The organism is Pseudoduganella albidiflava, assembly GCF_004322755.1.
In the GTDB taxonomy this organism is placed as follows: Bacteria; Pseudomonadota; Gammaproteobacteria; order Burkholderiales; family Burkholderiaceae_D; genus Rugamonas; species Rugamonas albidiflava.
In genome coordinates this window covers 3,015,035-3,031,906 of the sequence record NZ_CP036401.1, presented here as the reverse complement: position 1 = coordinate 3,031,906, position 16,872 = coordinate 3,015,035, and the positions used below count along the sequence as shown (strand labels likewise).

Annotated in this window: 14 protein-coding genes; 5 read left to right on the top strand and 9 right to left on the bottom strand. The window is 57.7% G+C overall.

Annotation, left to right across the window (positions count from 1 at the left end; genetic code table 11):
- Window positions 1-63 precede the first annotated feature (63 nt).
- The 5 genes from hpnC (at window position 64) to EYF70_RS12550 (ending at window position 4,962) form a co-directional block, all read left to right on the top strand.
- Window positions 64-885: a squalene synthase HpnC gene (hpnC, locus tag EYF70_RS12570; protein WP_131145712.1), complete on the top strand. Its 822-nt coding sequence runs from the start codon at window positions 64-66 to the stop codon at window positions 883-885.
- 34 nt (window positions 886-919) lie between these two features.
- Window positions 920-1,753, top strand: coding sequence for a presqualene diphosphate synthase HpnD (hpnD, locus tag EYF70_RS12565; RefSeq protein WP_131145711.1), 834 nt, complete (start codon window positions 920-922; stop codon window positions 1,751-1,753).
- 13 nt (window positions 1,754-1,766) lie between these two features.
- On the top strand, window positions 1,767-3,062 hold the full coding sequence (gene hpnE / locus EYF70_RS12560) for a hydroxysqualene dehydroxylase HpnE (protein WP_131145710.1): 1,296 nt from the start codon (window positions 1,767-1,769) through the stop codon (window positions 3,060-3,062).
- A gap of 314 nt (window positions 3,063-3,376) precedes the next feature.
- Window positions 3,377-4,150: a DUF1700 domain-containing protein gene (locus EYF70_RS12555; protein WP_131145709.1), complete on the top strand. Its 774-nt coding sequence runs from the start codon at window positions 3,377-3,379 to the stop codon at window positions 4,148-4,150.
- Window positions 4,150-4,962: a GIN domain-containing protein gene (locus tag EYF70_RS12550; protein ID WP_307722139.1), complete on the top strand. Its 813-nt coding sequence runs from the start codon at window positions 4,150-4,152 to the stop codon at window positions 4,960-4,962. The genes EYF70_RS12555 and EYF70_RS12550 overlap by 1 nt, the downstream gene beginning before the upstream one ends.
- Before the next feature lie 263 nt (window positions 4,963-5,225).
- Here EYF70_RS12550 and EYF70_RS12545 read toward each other — a convergent pair whose 3' ends face one another.
- The 9 genes from EYF70_RS12545 to EYF70_RS12505 all read right to left on the bottom strand — a co-directional run bounded on the left by EYF70_RS12545 (window position 5,226) and on the right by EYF70_RS12505 (window position 16,840).
- Entirely contained in the window at window positions 5,226-6,101 is an 876-nt protein-coding gene (locus EYF70_RS12545; protein WP_229420836.1) for a penicillin-insensitive murein endopeptidase, read from the bottom strand.
- Between the two features lie 84 nt (window positions 6,102-6,185).
- Window positions 6,186-6,464 (bottom strand): PAAR domain-containing protein, encoded by a 279-nt coding sequence (locus EYF70_RS12540; protein ID WP_131145708.1) that lies wholly within the window; start codon window positions 6,462-6,464, stop codon window positions 6,186-6,188.
- A gap of 103 nt (window positions 6,465-6,567) precedes the next feature.
- Window positions 6,568-8,013, bottom strand: a complete 1,446-nt coding sequence (locus EYF70_RS12535) for a DUF2345 domain-containing protein (protein ID WP_131145707.1) — start codon at window positions 8,011-8,013, stop codon at window positions 6,568-6,570.
- 9 nt (window positions 8,014-8,022) lie between these two features.
- Window positions 8,023-9,381, bottom strand: a complete 1,359-nt coding sequence (locus tag EYF70_RS12530) for a type VI secretion system Vgr family protein (RefSeq protein WP_165497648.1) — start codon at window positions 9,379-9,381, stop codon at window positions 8,023-8,025.
- 79 nt (window positions 9,382-9,460) lie between these two features.
- On the bottom strand, window positions 9,461-10,480 hold the full coding sequence (locus tag EYF70_RS12525) for an SEL1-like repeat protein (protein ID WP_131145705.1): 1,020 nt from the start codon (window positions 10,478-10,480) through the stop codon (window positions 9,461-9,463).
- A 524-nt stretch (window positions 10,481-11,004) separates the two neighbouring features.
- The gene (locus EYF70_RS12520) at window positions 11,005-11,826 is read right to left on the bottom strand and encodes a tetratricopeptide repeat protein (RefSeq protein ID WP_165497647.1); all 822 of its coding nucleotides are present in this window, start codon (window positions 11,824-11,826) and stop codon (window positions 11,005-11,007) included.
- Between the two features lie 331 nt (window positions 11,827-12,157).
- Complete coding sequence (locus EYF70_RS12515) at window positions 12,158-13,177, bottom strand: tetratricopeptide repeat protein (protein ID WP_131145703.1); 1,020 nt, start codon at window positions 13,175-13,177, stop codon at window positions 12,158-12,160.
- A 672-nt stretch (window positions 13,178-13,849) separates the two neighbouring features.
- Entirely contained in the window at window positions 13,850-14,665 is an 816-nt protein-coding gene (locus EYF70_RS12510) for a tetratricopeptide repeat protein (RefSeq protein ID WP_131145702.1), read from the bottom strand.
- Between the two features lie 216 nt (window positions 14,666-14,881).
- Window positions 14,882-16,840, bottom strand: coding sequence for a phospholipase D-like domain-containing protein (locus EYF70_RS12505; protein WP_229420835.1), 1,959 nt, complete (start codon window positions 16,838-16,840; stop codon window positions 14,882-14,884).
- Window positions 16,841-16,872 lie beyond the last annotated feature (32 nt).

Genomic DNA, 16,872 nt, shown 5'->3' with positions numbered 1-16,872 from the left:
AATTATAGTCGTGGCGACTGACTTTGAAAATGACTTTCGCGTCAGTTAGCCGCGCCCACACCCATGGCAGTCGACCATTATGAAAACTTTCCCGTCGCGTCGCTGCTGCTGCCGCGCCGGCTCGTCCCTGCCGTGCAGGCCATTTATGCATTCGCCCGCGGCGCCGACGACGTCGCCGACGAGGGCGATGCGACGCCCGCGCAGCGCCTCGCCGCGCTGGCCGAGTACGAGGCGGCGCTGGTGCATATCGAACTGGGCACACCGCCGCCCGGCCCGGTATTCGAGCGCCTGGCGGCCGCGATCGCCGCGCACGACCTGCCCTTCAAGCCTTTCCACGACCTGCTCTCCGCGTTCCGGCAGGACGTGACGGTCACCCGTTACCAGTCCTACGACGAACTGCTGGACTACTGCCGCCGCTCGGCCAACCCGGTCGGCGTGCTGATGCTGCACCTGTACGGCGCCGCGACGCCGGACAACGTGCGCGATTCCGATGCGATCTGCACGGCGCTCCAGCTGATCAACTTCTGGCAGGACGTGGCGGTCGACCAGCACAAGGAACGCATCTACATCCCGATGGACGACCTGGCCCGCTTCGCCATCTCGCCGGCCCACCTGGACGACCCGGCCGCGCACGGCAAGTGGCGCGCGCTGATGCGCTTCGAGGTCGAGCGCACCCGCGCCCTGATGCTGGCCGGCGCGCCGCTGGCGTGGCGGCTGCCGGGCCGCATCGGCCTGGAACTTCGGCTGGTGGTACATGGCGGCCTGCGCATCCTGGAAGCGATCGAGCAGGTGGATTACGACGTGTTCCGGCGCCGCCCGGTGCTGCGCCGCGCCGACTGGCTGAAAGTTTTCTGGCGCGCGCTGCGTCCCTTGCCGCTAGAATAGCGCCTTCAATCGCGCAATATTGCCAAATAATTACATGTCTCCCGACGATTACTGCCAGCAGAAAGCCGCCGCCAGCGGCTCGAGTTTCTATTACAGCTTCCTGTTCCTGCCGCCCGAACGGCGCCGCGCGATCACGGCGCTGTATGCGTTCTGCCGCGAAGTCGATGACACGGTCGACGAATGCAGCGACGAATCGCTGGCCCGCATCAAGCTGGCCTGGTGGCGCACCGAGATGGCCGCCATGTACGAGGGCAAGCCCAGCCACCCGGTCACCAAGGCCCTGCAGCCGCACGTGGCGCCGTACGGCCTGCAGCAGGAACACATGCAGGCCATCATCGACGGCATGGAAATGGACTTGAACCAGACCCGCTACCTCGACTACGCGGGCCTGTCGAAATACTGCTGGCACGTGGCCGGGGTGGTCGGCATCCTGTCGGCCAGCATCTTCGGCGCCACGCGCCCGGAAACGCTGCGCTACGCCGAGAAACTGGGCCACGCCTTCCAGCTGACGAACATCATCCGCGACGTGGGCGAGGATGCCCGCAAGGGCCGGATCTACCTGCCGATCAACGAACTTCAGCAGTTCGGCGTGACGGCGGCGGACCTGCTGAACGCCCGCCACACGGACAATTTCACGAAGCTGATGGCCTTCCAGGCCGAGCGCGCCCAGCGTTCGTACGAAGAAGCTTTCGCCCTGCTGCCCAAGGAAGACCGCCGCGCCCAGCGCCCGGGCCTGATCATGGCGGCCATCTACCGCACCGTGCTCGACGAGATCGAGCGCGACGGCTACCACGTGCTCACGCAGCGCATTTCGCTGACGCCGATCCGCAAACTGTGGCTGGCCTGGAAGACCTACGTCCGCGGATGACGATGGCGCGCCCATGCTGAACGTCGCCGTGGTGGGCGGCGGGTGGTCCGGCTGCGCGGCCGCCGTCGAACTGGTGCGCCGCGGCGCCGCCGTCACGCTGTTCGAGGCCGCGCGCACGCTGGGCGGCCGCGCCCGCCGCATCGACGTGGCCGGCCGTACCCTCGACAATGGCCAGCATATCCTGCTGGGCGCCTATGCCAGTTCGCTGAAACTGATGCGCACCGTCGGCATCGACCGCGGCCGCGCTGTGCTGTCCGTGCCGCTGCAAATGCGCTACCCGCCGGGCGGCATGCAATTCGTCGCGCCGCGGCTGCCCGCGCCGCTGCACCTGGCGTTCGCGCTGCTGGGCGCCAAGGGACTCGACCGCGAAGACAAGCTGGCGATGGCGCGTTTCTCCACGGCGGCCCGCTGGATGGGCTGGAGCCTCGACAATGACTGCCCTGTCGCGGAGCTGCTGGAGCGCTTCGACCAGACGCCCCGCCTCGTCGACCTCATGTGGCGGCCGCTGTGCCTGGCCGCCCTGAACACACCGCTGGAAAGCGCGTCCGCGAAGGTCTTCCTGGCCGTGCTGCGCGACAGCCTGGGCGCGCGCCGCCAGGCATCGGACATGCTGCTGCCGCGCCACGACCTGTCGGCCCTGTTCCCGGATGCCGCCGCGCAGTGGTTGCAGCAACGTGGCGCTATCGTTCGGTTAGGTGCAAAAGTCTCGCAACTCCAGGAGAACAACGGCCGCTGGCTGCTCGATGGCGAAGCCTTCGACAAGGTCGTGCTGGCCGCGTCGCCCGTGGCCACCGCCGCGCTGCTGGCGCCGCTGCCGGCGGCCGCGCCGCTGGTCGAGCAACTGGCGGCGTTCACCTATGAGCCGATCACCACCTGCTACCTCCAGTACGGCGCCGGCGTGCGCCTGCCGCAGCCGTTCTTCGCGCTGGAAGACGCACCGGCCACCGGGCACTGGGGCCAGTTCGTGTTCGACCGCGGCCAGCTCGATCCGGCCCAGGCCGGGCTGCTGGCGGTGGTCGTCAGCGCCTCGGGCGAAGCCGCCGCCCTGCCCCAGCAGGAACTGGCGCAGGCCATCGCCGCCCAGGTGGCGCAGGCCTTCGGGCGGCCGGAGCTCGGCAGTCCGGCCTGGCTGAAGGTCGTCACCGAGAAACGCGCCACCTATGCCTGCACGGCCGGGCTGGTACGCCCCGCCAACGCCACGCCGCTGGACGGCCTGGTGCTGGCCGGGGACTACACGGCGGGCGAATATCCGGCAACGCTGGAAATGGCGGTGCGCAGCGGCCTGGCCGCCGCCGCGCTGCTGCACTGACATCGTGCGCCCTGCCCCCGCCCTGTCCAGTGCAATGCTGTCCGCTGCAACGCTGTCCGCTGCAATGCTGTCCCGCGCCGCCCTGTCCCCCCATCATGCCGCCTGGTCGCCCTTTCCTGCAGCCTGTCGCAGCCTGCTGGCATGTTCCTTGCCATCTCCATACAGTGGCAACATCGGAGGATTGGATATGCGACTGACTTTGACAACGCTTGCCGTTCTGGCCATCGTGCTGCTAAGCGCAGCGGCGATCGTCCAGATCGACGCCCACGGCCATCCCGTGGCGCTGCAACTGGCACTGAACTAGGAACGACCCGATGGGCAAGCAGGATTATCTCGACGCGCTGAGGAAAGCCATGACGGGCTTGCCGCCCGAAACGGCGGCCCGCACGCTGGCCTACTACGAGCAGCGCTTCATCGACGGGCTGGTGGCGGGGCGCAGCGAGGCCGAAATCGCGGCCGAGCTGGATGACCCGCGAAAGATCGCGATGACCCTGCGCGCCAACGTGCACCTGGAGGCGTTCGAGCAAAAGCGCACGCCCGCCGGCTTCGGCCGGATGCTGGCGTCGTTCGCCGGACTGGCCGTGTTCAACCTGTTCATGGTGGTGCCGGCGGCGGTGTTCGCCGCGCTGCTGCTCGCCGTGTATGCCTGTTCGTTCGCGTTCTACATGAGCGGTATCGCGGTGGCCGCCAGCGGCCTGGCCGGTGCCAACGAAATGATCCTGGCCGGCCCGCTGCGCCATGTCGTCGAAGACCGTACCGCGCGCGATCGCCTGCAGACCCGGGTATCGATCGGCGAGCGCGGCATCCAGGTCGACCAGCTGCGCCCGCCGGAACTGGAGCACGAGCTCGACGAGGAAGCCAGCCGCTCCGGCCGCCTGCTGGACAATGCCGAAGCCATGGCCGATGGCAGCGTACGCATCTCGATCGATCCGGAAGGCGCCTCGCGCGCCACGCAGACACTGATCGGCTTCGGCCTGGTGGTGGGCGGCATCGCGCTGTTCCTGCTGTCGCTGGTGGTCACGCGCTACAGCGCCATCGGGCTGCGCCGCTACGTGCAGATGAACCACGCCTTGCTGCGGGGCCGGTGATGCGTATCCGAACCCTCGTCAAGGTTGGCCTGTCGCTGTTCGTGCTGGCATTGGGACTGATCGGCGTGTCGTATACGATGCTGCGCGCCCAGGGCGTGGCCAATCCGTCGACCACGGCCGGCCGCGTCACCCGCACCGACGTGCGCGAGATCGGCCACGGCATCACGGCCATCGACCTGCACGGGCCGATCGACCTGACGCTGCGCCAGGGCAGCACGCCCTCGCTGAAAGTGCGCGGAGAACAGCGCCTGCTCGGCAATGTCGCCACCTCGCAGGAAAACGGCACCCTGCACATCGCCACCACCGGCATGCTGTTCCACCACAAGCGCCCGTTGCAGGTGGAAGCCGTGCTGCCCTCGCTGCAGTCGGTGGACATCCGCGGCAGCGGCGACAGCACGATCACCGGCTTCTCGGGCGAACGGCTGACGATCACCCTGAACGGCTCGGGCAACCTGGCGTTCTCGGGCCGTTACCGGCATGTGAACGCCGCCGTGCACGGCACCGGCGGCCTGGACCTCAAATCGGGCAGCGGCGAAGCTGTGCGGCTGGCGCTGTTCGGCTCCGGTTCGATCAGCGCCTCGGGCAGCTGCGCCGAACTGAATGCCGAACTGACCGGCTCGGGCACCATCGATGCGCAGCACATGGCATCGAATACCGTGGCGGTCGAAGTCAAGGGCTCCGGTACCACCGAGGTGTTCGCCCGGGAGTCGGCCGCGGTCGCCGTGGCCGGCAGCGGCGATGTGACCGTCTACGGCAATCCGGACCAGCGCAGCGTGAGCCGGAACGGCTCTGGGGAAGTGAGCTTCGAGTGATATACGGCACCGGATGTTGTTCCCCCTTGTGCCAGGCCGCTGCTTCGCGAGCGGTGATCAGGTCCGCCTTCCTGGCAAGTGAAGTTCCATATAAATCAGCAAACGATGGCAACCCTTGCCCGATCGGTCGAGACGAGGGAAGCCAGGTTGTCCAAGCCTTCGCTAATTTTTGAACTGAAATTTGGATTTGGCCTACGCGCATCGACTGCCGCCTTCCAGCCACGATCATTGGGTGTGGCCGAGCAGGCGCCGATCTTTGACGGTTAATTCCCCCGGTACTCACGAAGTGGCAGGCATGGGATTCCGAAATCTATGTGATAGTGTTCGTCGTGCCGAATCCAAGGCCGAGCCTTCATGAACGGCAAGATATCGGCCAGCTCTGCGCCGCGCCGGCTGCTACGAAAAAGCTTTTCCATCAAGGGCGGATCGAAGATAACCCGCTCGATGGTAACGTTGTGCCGACGAGCTGCGACTGAAAGCTGGTATAAATGCTCGACCATCGCATCGAAGTCTATGCGAATGCCCGGCAGGCGGCCCTGATCGTCGAATTCCAGGCCATAGCCGAACCTGTTCAATGGCGACGATGGAAGCGGTACCGACTGGTTTGCCTGGTCCAACACGGGCACCATGAAGTCAACAGATGTGCCATTCTGGTGGGTACGATGCGGCCTTATCCTGCCGCCATGGACGAAGCCGGTTTCACCGTAGACGTATGTCTTGTTGGGAACCGTTTTTCCTAGTTCGGCATACGCATCCAGCACAATCTGCCGTACCACGCTATGCAGATAGGTCCGCCCCATTTCGACGCCGCTCGGGCTATAGGCGCCGAAGTTTTCGCCCCGTAGCGGCAGCTGCACGCCGCCGTTCAAGCGCCCTTTAGCAATAGTCCCGAAGCAGGTGCTCGCGCGCACCGTACTCGGCCCCAGGGCGAACACGACAAGTAGAAACGACGCCAAAGCCCAAGCTCGAAGCCCTACTCGGGTTGCGGCAACCATCAATCGGTCGGCAAGGCCGACAGAACGAAGCTCTCGCCAGTGCATATGAAATAGCATGCCGAGCCGCTTGCTGTTTTCAGCTGGGAAAGGTGCCATCGATTCGCCTGACAGGCAGGTGTTGTCCGCCAAGGTTCGCAGCTTCATCGATTTCTACCGGCTGCATCTCGATGAACGGTGCCCGATACGGCGGGCGGGCGTGCCGGCGGGCCTGGGAGCCACTTGACGTCATTACCCCACTGTTGCACGGCGTTTTCCCTGTAACGTGCACCCACACTCCGTTTTGCACCCCGTCACCGCCACCGGAACTCCACCGACAGTCACCGTTTTGTGGGCGGTAACGATCCGGTTGATTCCATGAGACCGCCCGCCGGGATATGTGCGCGGGCACGAGACCTTGTCGCCCAACCGGGCGATTGGCATCCCATCAATGTCGTGCGTCGGCGAACCGCTGATTACTTTTCCGCCATGGTCGGTCGAATCACCGACCGTGATGATTTCCAGAGACATCACACACCTCCATTATTTCGTGATCGAGTCAAGACTGCCTATGCCATCACTAAGCGGGTTCGTGTGAATATTTGGCACAGTCCAAGTCATTCAGGGCGATACTTCATCGGCGGTTGCGGTACGCCGGGTTCGACAGCAGCCGGTCCTTTTCCAGCGAGGCGTGCTCGTCGCTGATCGAACCGCCGGGGTTCTCAAAGCCGTGATAGCCAATCCCGGCACTGACCTCATGACCGTCGGCGTGTTCGCCTGAATCGATGACGTAGCGATTGCCGTTTGCCAGCTCCAGTTCGTAGTTCGCCAGCGTATCCAGGTCATGTTCGAAGACCATATTCCCATCGTCACGGAACTTCCCTTCCTCAACGACGGCGCCATCCTTGTACAGCTTATAGGGCATGCCAGCGCTCGGCCGGCCTCCCGCGGCCGCATGGCTACCGAGGTGGAAAGCCCCCTTTCCCTGCAATGTCCCGGTAGGGAATACAGCCTCATTCATCGCCATGTTTTTCGGATCGATCAGGCTATGCCTCGCCGCATGCACGACGAAATTCCCGATCGTGCCCTGCTCAATGCCCCCAGCGTTGAACCTGGCATAACTTCCACCGCCATTGATCACTAACTCTTGCTTGGCACTGAGAGTGATTCTTTCGGCAGTATGGGTAATATCGAGTTTAGCCAGCAGATTGATGCTGTTCGACAGGGCTTTGACATCTATATCGCCCGCGGCCGCGATCATGCGGATTCCCGCCTTGTGCACGAACATCCGGATCGCCTGCCGCACGCTGGCAAACATGCTTCCGCCGGCAGCGAAAGCGAGATCCTGACCGGTCGTCACGGCAGTATGATTTTCGCTGGCCACATGCGTACTGCCCGCAGTCGTTGTTTCGATACCCGCAGGACTTGCCAGGACCAGATGAGGAGCTGCCAATTCAGGGAAACCTGCGCGGCCGCGGCCATCCCCGCTGATGTCGTCGTTCTGGTTTTTGATGGCGGCAGCTGCCTGCGCCTGCTCGTTTCCTGACTGTGCGCTACATTGCTCGGCGAGCCTTGCCAGATCGGCATGGCGCTGGTGCGCTGCGTTAAGCCTGAACACAGTTTCGCTCATCGCTTTAGCCTCGCCAGTCGCATTCGGACGAGGCTCGGTGGTAAGCAGCAGGCCCCGGTTCGCACGTGCCACGCCCCAGGCATTCGTCGCCAGCTCCCAGCCTTCGCCACGGGCATCCAGACGCCCGTCCGAAGTCTCGATACGATGTATGCTACCGAGCGAGAGCTGACTACTTTGGTGGTCGCTCCTGAGCTGTGCCTGCATTTTCCCGTTGGTGTCGTCGAGGACCAGGTGATTGCTGCCCCCATTGTCATTGCCAAATTCCCGGCTGCGCAAGCCTGCCAACGCCCGTTGCGCCGGAAGATGCCAAGGGGGCATATTGTCCCGGTTATACACCACACCAACGATAATTGGCCGGTCGATGTTCCCATCCAGGAACTGGATTACCACCTCCTGTCCAATCCGCGGCAGGCACATCTGGCCGAAGTACTTGCCGGCCATTGGCATCATCACCCTGATTCACGGTGAGCTGCCCTGGTCGAATTGCCCCAGCCGGTCCCAGTGGAACTGCACTTTCACGCGGCCAAGCTCGTCCGTGTGGACGACTTCTCCCGGGGGGCCGACGACGATAGCGGTTTGCACGCCCGGATTGGCACATGGTTCGCTGTTATGTCCACGGCCAGGTCGCCAACGGATATCGCGGCGGATACAAGTCAGCGTATTGCTGTACTCCGATTTGCCGTGCGGGCCGGCGGGATAATTATTGGTTGCCGTATGCGTCACGGACACAATCAAATAGTCTCGCTCGCCTTTGCCAGGCTTGCGCTCTTCGCCGTGGGCAGGCGACCTTGCTGCCGCGCTGAAGTGCCCTGCAAGCTTGAATGTCCGGCCTGGCTGTGCGACACGATCGTTCCCACCAGCTTCGAAACTCTGCGTCGTGCGGTCGCGCTCCTCCATCCGACGCTGCGCAAACGCCTCACCGTCCTGTGCATCCGCAAAACCATACGCACCGGCGTTCTCATACAGTTCGTGACCAGCCACATCACCCTGCTCGTTCAATGAATAGCCGGTGACCCGTACGGCGCGCGGACTTTTGTAATTAAAGCTGGCCAGCGTCGTCGTACCCGAGCCCAGGTTTCGGACCGGCTGCCATTCGCGAAGGCCATCCGCCTCATCGGAGCCGGCACTGCCGCGAAAGTGAATCTGTCCATCCGTACCGTCGAGGCGTATCGCATCGATCGCCCGGGCTTGCATCGAATCGTCCGCGAGAATCAGGGTGTGACCATCCGCCCTGTGCTCGTACCAGTAATACAGCCCAGCGTCCTCCCAACGGCGATGCAGGTGGTTGTAGTCGGTTTCATTATGCTGATTTGCGCAAGTCAGTTTCTTGCCTCGGTAATCGAGGCTCAGACGCGTTGTCCAGTCGTGTTGACGATAATGCGCGAAAGTTGTCTCGGTCAGTTCCACAACGCTTCGGTGATGGAACGAGACGTTATCCTTGCGTAGCCGTGCGAAGGCCAGCCATGGCTCCAGCACCATCCGGTAATATGCAAAACCGCCGTCCGCGCGGACGAATGCGAACGTAGCGACATACCCGTTCATGTAACGCAGGCTACCGTCTTCCCGGACGAGCGTGATGGTCACCATCCGCCCCATCATGCTCTTCAACGGTATGCCTGCGTCATCGGCCAGGACCTCGGCCTCGATCCGGAAGTCTCGTGACAGTTCCTCGTGCATTTTTACAGCGTTGACGAGCATTGTGGAGTTCGCCGGGCCATCCTCATGCGGGAAGTTCATCCGCAGTAGCCGGTCCCGCTGTGCTCCTGGACCGAACACCGACAACGCGGCCAATCCGACGTCGAGTAAATCCTTGTTCATCCACATCTCCCTATGTCACGTAATGCGGTGCTTCGCTTTTCCTGCTTTCGACTTCCTCGATTGCCAGGCCATACGCGATTCAATATGCAGGCGGAGCATCAGTGTCCGGCTCCAGCGCGTCGGTAACGTCATCCCATGAGGGAAGTTTTGCAGGTGGCAATGGCAGCACCTCGCTGAGCCGCGTGAGTTTGAGATCCGGGTTGATCTCAAGAGCCCCGGCAATATCTTCATATCGGCGGCTACGTTCTGCATCCGCCTTGATCCCCAATCGATCAAACGCAGGTTTGTAGTCCTCGCCCAGATAAGACCAGAATCCGTCAGCGTATAGTCGCCACAAAGCCAATGCCGAGGCTCGATTTCCATACTCGGTACCGTCTTGGAAATATCGGATTGCCTGATTGAAGTCCTCTGTGATTGCTACCTGATATATTGCCAACTCGTGAGCAGCCTCGCCGTGCCTTTGTCGATACGCACACAGCAACATATTTTCCTTGTCTTTTAATTTCCGTGCGTCGCCGTACGCACTTGCCAATGCCATCTGCGCTTCCGGACTGCCGAGAGTGGCGGCTTTCAAATAATATGCCCACGCAAGCTTATTGGATGGGTGAGCGCCGCCGTAACCATATTGATGTGCCACGCCTAAATCATAAAGCGCCCACGGTTGCCCTAATGATGCAGCACTGCGCAGGATGGCAACCGCCTTTACCGGATCTGGCTCAAGAACGCGATTTGTGTCAAGTACGCCGAGACCTTGCAGATAGAACTTTGCCATCAACGCACGCGCTCCCCAGTCCCCCATGTCGGCAGCGGTTTGAACACCACTTAGTATCTGTATGGCCTCGTCTCGGGTTAACTGCCACTCAATCTTGCTGCGCCAGATTTTCCTCGACTTCATGTAAATTCGATACGCCGCAGAATCACGGTGCTTCGGCATATGACGTCGCCATGAATCACATTCAGGTGCCGGGTCGGAAAGCCTGAACTCTTCCATTTCGGACGGCATGGTGCCCAAAGTAAGCTTCCCTGAGAAATTTACGATTTGCGTTACACCTATTAGGGCAAGACCTAAGCAAGTGACTGAGCGAATTGAAAGTTTCATGATATCCTGTAAATCAACGAAGAGCTTACCTTACGATCGGCCATGAAATTGCACCAGTTTAGCGAGCAAGGGCTACCGTCCTGCCTTGCTTCGCGTGTTTGTCGCTCTGCTGCACCTTCTGGCTCTTGAAGCTTCTCTATAACCTTAAATAAATTGGGACGACTTTTTGTTTATTGGCAATCTATATTGACACATGAATAACAAACAAATCTGCCTCGTTATTCAGGATATTTTCGACTGCCCATCACTATCCAAAATCCTATGTCCGCAAATTTAACAATGGATACTGTTCATGCTGTGCTCGCCTCTGATTTACTCGGTTGCTATATTTTTGTTTTTATCATAAAATTCAAAACCGAACAGTCGCACCGATTATTAGATTTGCATATTAGGGCCCAACTCATTAAGCGCTGATCAATAGGTAGGCGACTGGTCCGTAACCGGAGCCAGAGCATCCCCAATTCCGCTCCACGGCGGCAATTTGGCCGGCGGAAGTGGCAACACTTCCTTCAGTCGCCCAAACCTTAGATCGGGTTTATTTCTAGGGCTTGAGCAATCTCGTGATATCTATCACTTCGCTCGCGGTCCACTTGGATACCTAGGACTTCAAGCTCAGGTTTGGTTTTAATACCCATGTGAGGCCAGAATTCTTCGGAGAAAAGCCGACCAAGAGTCAATGCTGAATCCCTGTCCCCAAATTCAACGCCATTCTGGAAGAATAGTATGGCAGCATTGAAATCGCCGACTACTGCGCGACGATTTCCTCCAAGCAGCGATGCGGCCGGGCCAAATCGCTGGGTGAAGGCACACATACGCATTGTCTCCTGCTTTTCGATCTGTCTAGAAGCTCCATATGCTTCTGCCAAAGCCAATTGCGCCTCGGGACTTCCGCGTTCTGCAGCTTTGGCATAGTAGGCCCATGCTATACGCCCATCTTGTGGGACTCCACCATAACCATGCTGATAGGCGACGCCTAGATCGTACAAAGCCCACGGCTGCTGCAATTCAGCTCCTGTACGAACTATCTCGATCGCCTTTTCCGGAATCGGTGCCAATACTTGATTCGACTCAAGCACGCCTAACCCCTGCAGATAAAACCGCGCCAAGAGGGCGCGCGCTCCCCAGTCTCCCCGCTCGGCAGCGTCGCGAACACCATTTAATATCTGAGTAGCCTCTTCGCGAGTAAGCGCCCATTCCGCCTTACTACGCCAAAGTTTACGCGCTTTTATATATATTTCGTGAGCGATTGGGTCGCGTAATTTAGGCATGTTCTGCTTCCAAGCTGCGCAAGCCGGCGGAGTATCCAAAATATTAAATTCACTGATTCCTCTAGGAATTTCGCCCACGTAGCCCCTCCGATAACTATCGTATGCCAGAATGAGAAGAACAGTCAGCAAACCGAATGCGAGAGGGAAACTGATGAATTTCCATTTTATAGAGTTCATATTAGATAAAAATGATATTTCAGCCTTGGAAGCATTGCGTTGATCAAAACCAACTATATAAGGATCTGACTACCAAAAAGAGACGTCGATGTTTCTGTAGTCTCTTCGGCCAACATATCCCGCATCGAGTAACTATTTATACGCATACATCCCCTTATGTCACGAAGAGAAACGTGTGACTATTTTTATCTGTTTCGGCTTCGCCAACCTTTCCTACTAGGAAACCATATATCTAATAGATTGGCGGCCCCTCCCTTTCCACCTCCAGCGCGTCGACAACTCCGTTCCAAGGAGGGAGTTTTGTTGGCGGTAGCGGCAGCACTTCATTTAGCCTAGTCAGCTTGAGATCGGGATTAATCTCGAGAGCTGCGGCGATTTCCTCATACCGACGACTACGCTCAGCATCCGCCTTGATACCTAACTTCTCGAATGCAGGCTTGTATTTCTCGCCCATATATGACCAGAAGCCGTCGGCGTATAATCTTCTCAAAGCCGCTGCCGAATCGTGATTTCCATATTCAACGCCGTTCTGAAAATATTTAATTGCTTGCAGATAGTCTGCCGCAATAACGCTATGATACATTGCAAACGCCTGAGCAGCCTCGCCGTGGCGTTGTCGATAAGCGCACTGCAACATCTTTTCTTCTTTATCGAACGCTCTAACCGCGCTATATGCGTTTGCCAGTACCATTTGTGCTTCGGGACTCCCTAGCTTGGCAGCTCTCAGGAAATGCGCCCACGCCAAGGTTTCGGAAGGGCGCACACCTCCATAACCATATTGGTGTGCGACGCCGAGATCGTATATTGCCCACGGTTGGCCCAGCGCTGCGGCGCTCCGTAGGATTGCGATCGCCTTGTCTGGAGCCGGTGCGAGAACGCGATTGGTGTCGAGCACTCCAAGCCCTCGCAAGTAGAACTTGGACATAAGAGCCTGAGCTCCCCAATCCCCCATTTCAGCAGCATTGCGTACTCCGTTCAACACAATTGTTAATTCGCCACGAGACAACTGCCACCCAATCTTGCTGCGCCATAGTTTTCTGGCCTCCATATATATTCGATATGCCCTCGGATCTCGATATTTCGGCATATGGCGCCTCCATGAATCGCATTCAGGTGAGGGATCGGTGACTTTGAATTCCACCATTTCAGATGGCATAGTTTCCATAGCAAGCTCCTTGCGAAAGTGGGAAATTTGTGTCCCGCCCATCAGTGCAACGAATAAGCATGTGACAGGAATAATAGAGTGCTTCATGTTGCTGCCATGGTTAAATCAACGAACTGCTTGGCTCGCGATCAACGTAAAATGGAACAATCTGAGAAAGCATAGATTGCCCCTTATCCCTCAATACGTGATTGGCATTCTGCAGCAGTTTCCAATCCTGAAATTTGTCTTTCATATCGCCAAAACATGCCGGCCCAGGGTTTCCAGTACTTTGTTGGAAGAGCTTAGTTTTAAGATCGTACGCAACAGTTGCGGCATTGCAGAGCACGTTCAATTCGCTGTCCAAAGCCATACTCCTCAAGTTCAAGTTGGTAGAGCCAGCAGTGAATGCAGCATCGCCCGCGCTGTTCGGCTTCGCCAATCTCGTACTGGCTCGCAGGTACCTTGGCAGCCAACATACCCAAGTTGCGTCCTGAGGACGAGAATCGCCCGTCAAAGGCCTAAAAAACGACAAAGTCAGCCGTTACATAGTGATCAAATGCGCTTTCTCGGCATCGCCTGAGGCCAACGCACCCAGCCATCGCCCGGGTGCTCTAAAACCGATTTATTCAGCGCTTCCCTAGATCAAACACCGACAATTTAGCCAATCCGGCTTCGATAAAATCTCTATCATCCATATCTCTCACAGTTAGGAGGCGCGCCACGCCGCCTTTGCAAACTTATTCCGGCTATCATGACCACGATCAACAGCCGCGAATCTTCTCAATAGGTCGGCGGCCCTTCTCTTTCCGGCTCCAGCGCGTCGGCAACGCCGTTCCAGGGAGGGAGCTTCGCCGGAGGCAGTGGCAGCACCTCATTCAATCGGGTAAGCTTGAGGTCGGGATTAATCTCGAGAGCTGCGGCGATTTCCTCGTACCGACAACTACGCTCGGCATCCGCCTTGATACCTAACTGCTCAAATGCGGGCCTGTATTTCTCGCCCATATATGACCAGTAGCCGTCAGCGTACAATATAGCTAATGCTGTAGCCGAATCCCGATGACCATATTCCGTGCCAGCCTGAAATAATTGAATTGCTTTCAAGTAGTCTCCTGCAACGGCCCTTTGATATGTAGCGAGTGCATAGGCAGCATCGCCGTGCCGTTGTCGATACGCGCATTCCAACATTTTTTCTTCTTTCACGAACTCTCTAGCCTCACCATAGGCGCTTGCTAGTACCATTTGCGCCTCGGGGCTTCCTAGCTCGGCAGCTTTCAAAAAATGCGCCCAAGCCAAAATGTCAGATTGGTGCACACCTCCATACCCATATTGGTGCGCGATGCCGAGATCATATATTGCCCATGGCTGTCCCAGTGTTGCAGCGCTCTGCAGGATTGATATCGCCTTTTCGGGAGCGGGGGCGAGAACGCGGTTGCTGTCGAGCACTCCAAGCCCTCGCAAGTAAAACCTCACCATCAACGCCCGCGCTCCCCAATCCCCCATTTCGGCGGCAGTCCGTACGTCGTTTAGTACTGTTGTTAGTTCGCCATGGGACAATTGCCATCCAATCTTGCTACGCCATAGCTTTCGGGCTTCCATATATATTCGGTATGCCCTTGGATCCCGATGCTTCGGCATATGACGCCTCCACGAGTCACATTCAGGGGGCCGATCAGAAATTTTAAATTCCATCATTCCAGACGGCATAGTTTCCAACGTAAGCTCCTCGTAAAATTTCGCAATATGGGTTACGCTCATTAACGCAACTAATAGGCACATGACAGGCAAAATAGGAAATTTCACAATATCCGCACCTTAAATCAATGATGAGCTAAATTTTCGGTCAACATAAAATGGCATTAGTTGACTGACCAGATTCTCACCCCTGTTCTTCTTGGCCAGATTATCATCTCGCAGCGACTTCCATGCATTATACGCTGCAGACATGTCTCCAAAACATCCCGGCCCAGCTTTTCCAGCGCATTGCTGGAAAAGCTTCATTCTCAGATCGTACGCCACAACAGCTGCATTGCTGAGCAAATTCAATTCGCTATCAACCGCCATGCTCCTTAGGTTCAGATTTGTAGAACCAGCGGTAAATGCAGCATCGTCGACAATCGCCACTTTCGTATGTATATATATTTCCTCATAATCACTCGGCAATAACTTTCCGCTAGCCGCCGAGCAAGTCCACATTGAACTCATGACTACGTTGATGCCAGATTCGATCATTTCTTCTTCCGATACTGGGGGCCTTGTGCCTCCACGCTCAGCTACTTTGACAGCTTCTTGATGTAACCGTGGCATCGTTTTGATCTGCCCTATCCCTCCAGCAACCTCATGCGTAGGTCCATCCATACCTGCCCTTTCCGGTGTCGAGGTAACTAAAAACACGTATACCGGTTTCGTATACCCTGCTTCGCGTAGGTTGTGCACACACGTACGCAGATGCGCCGCCCAAGCTGCATACTGAATGTATTGATTCTGAATAAATATATAATGCGTCATTTGCCGGGTAAGATTCGCATAGCACTCCTTGGCAGCCTTCTCGCCGTGCAGCGGCTGAGTTCGTACTAACTGAACCGTATGCTCTTGTCCCTGTCGAGGAAACTCTGAAATTCCAATCTTGTTTCGCCGTGCGATAAACCCTGGATCCATTTGCATATCCGACATATCGCGAATCGCTCTTACTATCTTGTAGACTAGCCGGAGCGGGCCCAGGAACCATAAGAGATCGAGAAATGCCGAACCCGGTGGCTCGGATTCATGCCAGCCCTGACAAAAATTGTGGTTCAGGTCGTGCAAAACGGGGCCGCGTACCCTGCACGATACGTCCTGATATGGCTTTACTATGCGCGAGTGTCTGTCGATGTAATCCTGCACGGCGCGTTCTTTCTGTCGCATAAGATGCGGTGGCGGTGAGTAGCCAGGCGATGCTCCCTCAAATGAAGGACCTTCTTTCCACGCGCGCTTCAATAATTCAGCTTGGGGCATATCGAACACACGTTCCCGCCGTATATCGCCGAATATGTGCTCCGCGGTATCCCAGTATTCGGTCGTTGAATTATGGCCCATCACGTACCCTACCGCGGACTTAGGGCGCTCAAAATCAATCAGAATCATTTTCTGATGGTGTGCGGCATATAAGACAGCGACCGTCCCAGTAAACCCCAGATTCTTGGGCGGCACTTCTCCCTCCATTGAACGTCCGAGGAGATCGGATTTAACGTGCCGCACATGGAGACAAATATTCTCGAATTCTCGATTGACCACCTTGGCATACCATTCCGCGCTATAATTTTGGTGGCCCTCTGAATAATAGCCAACGCCACCATTGGCACCTATTGTCGGCAGCGAAGGGCCATAGTACCCAGGAGTATTGTTCATTATTTTTTGAGATACGAAGTCGTCATGCCAGATGAGCAGGCGAACCTTCACTGGATTCTTCTTGCGTGTCGCAATTTCGATCAGGAGATCCCCGTAGCGTTGACCGGATTGTGCTGTTTCCTTACGTACCAGAATCATCCCAGGGTCGAATCCCCAGGTAATGATGTCCACGCTGTCGACCGCATTTTTAAGGTCTTCGGCGATGCGCTTGAAAACTTCCTCCCCACAAATCAGCGGTTCCACTGAACAGCCATGTCGAGGGTAATAAACCGGCTTGGGCAAGCGAACAAACCAAGGTTGTGCCAAACACTGATTCGGTGCCGCATTTCTACGATACGACAATCGTTGTTTGTAGAGCTTTGCGTTGTCATCCATCGCGGATTTCATCGGATTCTCCTCGTTTCAATATGTCGTCGGTG